At 70.0% G+C, this 2947-nt stretch carries 4 protein-coding genes; all 4 read right to left on the bottom strand.

Annotated features, from left to right (window positions below):
* On the bottom strand, window positions 1-444 hold a 444-nt coding region (locus G7A99_RS08760), incomplete at its 3' end, for an AMP-binding protein (protein ID WP_163139585.1).
* Between the two features lie 12 nt (window positions 445-456).
* Window positions 457-948: an aromatic-ring-hydroxylating dioxygenase subunit beta gene (locus G7A99_RS08755; RefSeq protein ID WP_018718775.1), complete on the bottom strand. Its 492-nt coding sequence runs from the start codon at window positions 946-948 to the stop codon at window positions 457-459.
* Between the two features lie 14 nt (window positions 949-962).
* Window positions 963-2288: an aromatic ring-hydroxylating dioxygenase subunit alpha gene (locus G7A99_RS08750; protein WP_163139583.1), complete on the bottom strand. Its 1326-nt coding sequence runs from the start codon at window positions 2286-2288 to the stop codon at window positions 963-965.
* A 17-nt stretch (window positions 2289-2305) separates the two neighbouring features.
* The coding region (locus tag G7A99_RS25375) for a PDR/VanB family oxidoreductase (RefSeq protein WP_240466195.1) at window positions 2306-2947 on the bottom strand (642 nt) is incomplete at its 5' end.

Here is a 2947-nt window from a genome sequence, read left to right as displayed (position 1 = left end):
CGGCGGCACCGCCTCGCCGGGGCTCATCACCGCGAGCCGGGTGCCGGCACGCTCCGCGGCGGCGCGGAGGTCGCCCGCACGCTCCGGCAGCGTCACCGCCAGCGCGATCTCGCTGTGCCCGCACAGGTACTCCAGCTCGGCGGCGCGCATCTCGGCGCTGATGGGCACCACGCTCACGCCGAGGCGGTTGAGCGCGAACCAGTGGGTGAGGAACGACGGCCGGTTCTCCAGCAGCAGCCCGGCGCGCAGCCCCGGGCCGTAGCCGGCGTCACGGAAGGCCCCGGCGAGGGCGTCGACCTCCGCCAGGACCGCCGCGTAGCGTCGCTCACCGGCGTCGATGCCGTAGATCGCCGCCGTCTCCGGCAGCACCTGGAGGCAGGGATGATCCGGGAACCGCGCCGCGGTATCGCGGAACGCCTCCCAGACGGTATTGGCTCGGTTCACGGCGACCTCCGCCTACAGGTAGAGCTGGACGGCCGGGTGGTTGGCATCGCAGTTGAGCAGGTTGACCCGCTTCATGCGCATGCGCAGCTCCCCGCCGTCGGCGCTGAGGTGGTGATAGGCGGTGGCGGCGTAGCGCAGCACCTCGTCGCCCCGGGCCTCGGTGTAGTGGAAGTCCGTGCGCAGGACGTACTCGCCGGCCTCCGGGTCGCGGCGCTCGATGCGCGGCTGGGCGAGCAGGTGGTGGCCGCGCACCGTGGGCCGCAGCGAAAAGGCCCGCGGGCTGTTCATGCGGCCGATACGCACCTGCATGAGTAGCCGATCGTCGTAGACCAGCGAGGTATGGTGCTCCGGGTCGGGCTGGTCGTGCTCCAGCGGGATCCAGTAGACCCCGTCCTCGGTGAACAGTGCCGACCACTCCTCGTAGCGCTTCTCGTCGAGCAGCCGTGCCTCGTGGTAGACGAAGTCCACGAGCGCCTCGTCGCTGGGTGTGTCGTGTTCGCTCATCGCCCTGCCCCCCTTCACTGGCCCCGGGACGCGCCGTCGGTCATGAACTTCCTCCAGGCGCGGAACTGGTTGCGCATGGAGATCTCGCTGGTGCCGTTATCCAGCCGCTCGGGCTCGTCGAGCTCCACCGGGTCGAAGTCCCGGTGCAGGCTGATCCACTCGTTGCCGGAGGCGAGCAGCCCCGCCTGGATGGCCTCGTAGCAGTGGAGGTCGTCGTGCCCCACCACGGAGAACGGCGAGTTGATCAGCCGCGAGTAGGTCTGCGTGCGCTGCAGCAGCTCCTCCGGCGCGCCCTTTAGCCGGAAGGTCCAGCTCTCGATCAGGGTCCGGTTGGCGCTGATCGGCCGCGCGACGCGGATCGCCTGGATGGCGCACTTGGAGGTCATGGTCGGATACAGCACGGTGTTGTGCCGCACCGTGGTCAGGATCTCGCGGGCGCGCTCGGGGCCGTACGCGGCCTCCATCGCGCGGTCGTACTCGGGCAGCCCGGAGTAGTGTGAGTGGATGCTCACCTTCTCGCCGTCGTAGCTGTGGCCGTTGTCGAACACCCGCACGCCGCCGGCGTCGAAGAACTGGTAGTCGTTCACGAAGGGCAGCAGCTGCTGGATGATCATGGGCTTGGGCGCGTCCTCGGGCTGGTCCTTCCACAGCTCCCTGGCGGTGCCCGCCGCGGACTCGTGCACGATCATCGGGTGCATGGTGTCGTTGAGGTTCTCGACGAACATCTTCCAGTTGCAGTCGTGCATGAACCGCAGGCAGCCGCCGGCGACCTCGATCTCGCCCTCCGGGGCCCGGTCGACCATGTTGTCCAGCGAGGTGATGACAGGGCCGAAGTACTCGTCGAAGTCCGGGCCCTCGTCGCTGATGCGCACGAAGATGAAGCCGCGGTAGTTGCGGACGTTATCGATGGTGACCAGGCCCTTGGCGGCCCGGCACTCGTTCAGCCGCGTGCCCTCGTAGCCCTTCTTGAACGGGATCGAGAGCAGCGAGCCGTCGGTCCTGAACGTCCAGGCGTGGTAGGGGCAGCGGAAGAACTTGCCGGTGTTGCCGCGCTCCTCGGGGGCGAGCTTCGCGCCCTTGTGCGCGCAGCGGTTCATCATCACCCGCACGCTGCCGTCGGTGTGGCGCACCGCCATCAGCGGCCGCCCGGCGATGGTGGCGGTGAAGTAGTCGCCCCGGTCGGGGATCTGGCTGTCGTGGCACAGGTAGTTCCAGGTCCGCGCGAAGAGGTAGTCCTGCTCCAGCTCGAAGAGCTCCTCGTCCAGGTACACGTCGCGGTGGACGCAGTCGTCGCCCACCAGCGACGCGATCGCTTCGGGGTTGTCGCGATACTTGCCCATTGCCTTCTCCTCCTCGTTCACAGATCCAGCACCAGCCGCTCGCCCCTGGCCCGGGAGATGCAGATCTGCATGACGCTGTTGCTCGCCTTCTCGTCGTCGCTCAGGTAGTGGTCCCGGTGGTCCACCTCGCCCTCGATGACCTCGGTGGAGCACACCCCGCACTCGCCGCGCTCGCAGTCGGACATCGGGTCCAGGCCCGCGGCCTCGGCCGCCTCGAGGATCGTCTGGTCGGCGGCCACCTGCAGGGTCACCCCGGAGGCGCGGCACTCCACCTCGAAGGCGTGATCCCCGGCCTGCGGGGCGGCCGCGGTGAACAGCTCGAAGTGCACGTGCTCCGGCGGCCAGCCCCGGGCACGGGCGCCCGCGGTGAGCGCGTCGATCATGCCCCCGGGGCCGCAGACGTAGAGGTGGTCGGCCGGGCCGTAGCCCGCCAGCAGGGCGTCCAGGTCGAGGGCGGTGTCCGGCTCGTCGTCGGCGTGCACGCTCAGCCGCTCGCCGGCGAGGGCCCGGATCTCGTCGACGAAGGCGAGCTGCCCGCGGCTGCGGCCGCTGTAGTGGAAGCGGTAGTCCCGGCCCGCGGCGGTCAGGGCCGCCGCCATGGACAGGATCGGCGTGACGCCGATGCCGCCGGCGATGAGCACGGCGCGCCCCCCGCCCTC

The organism is Arhodomonas sp. KWT (genome assembly GCF_010993615.1).
This window is presented reverse-complemented; position numbering and strand designations above follow the sequence as displayed.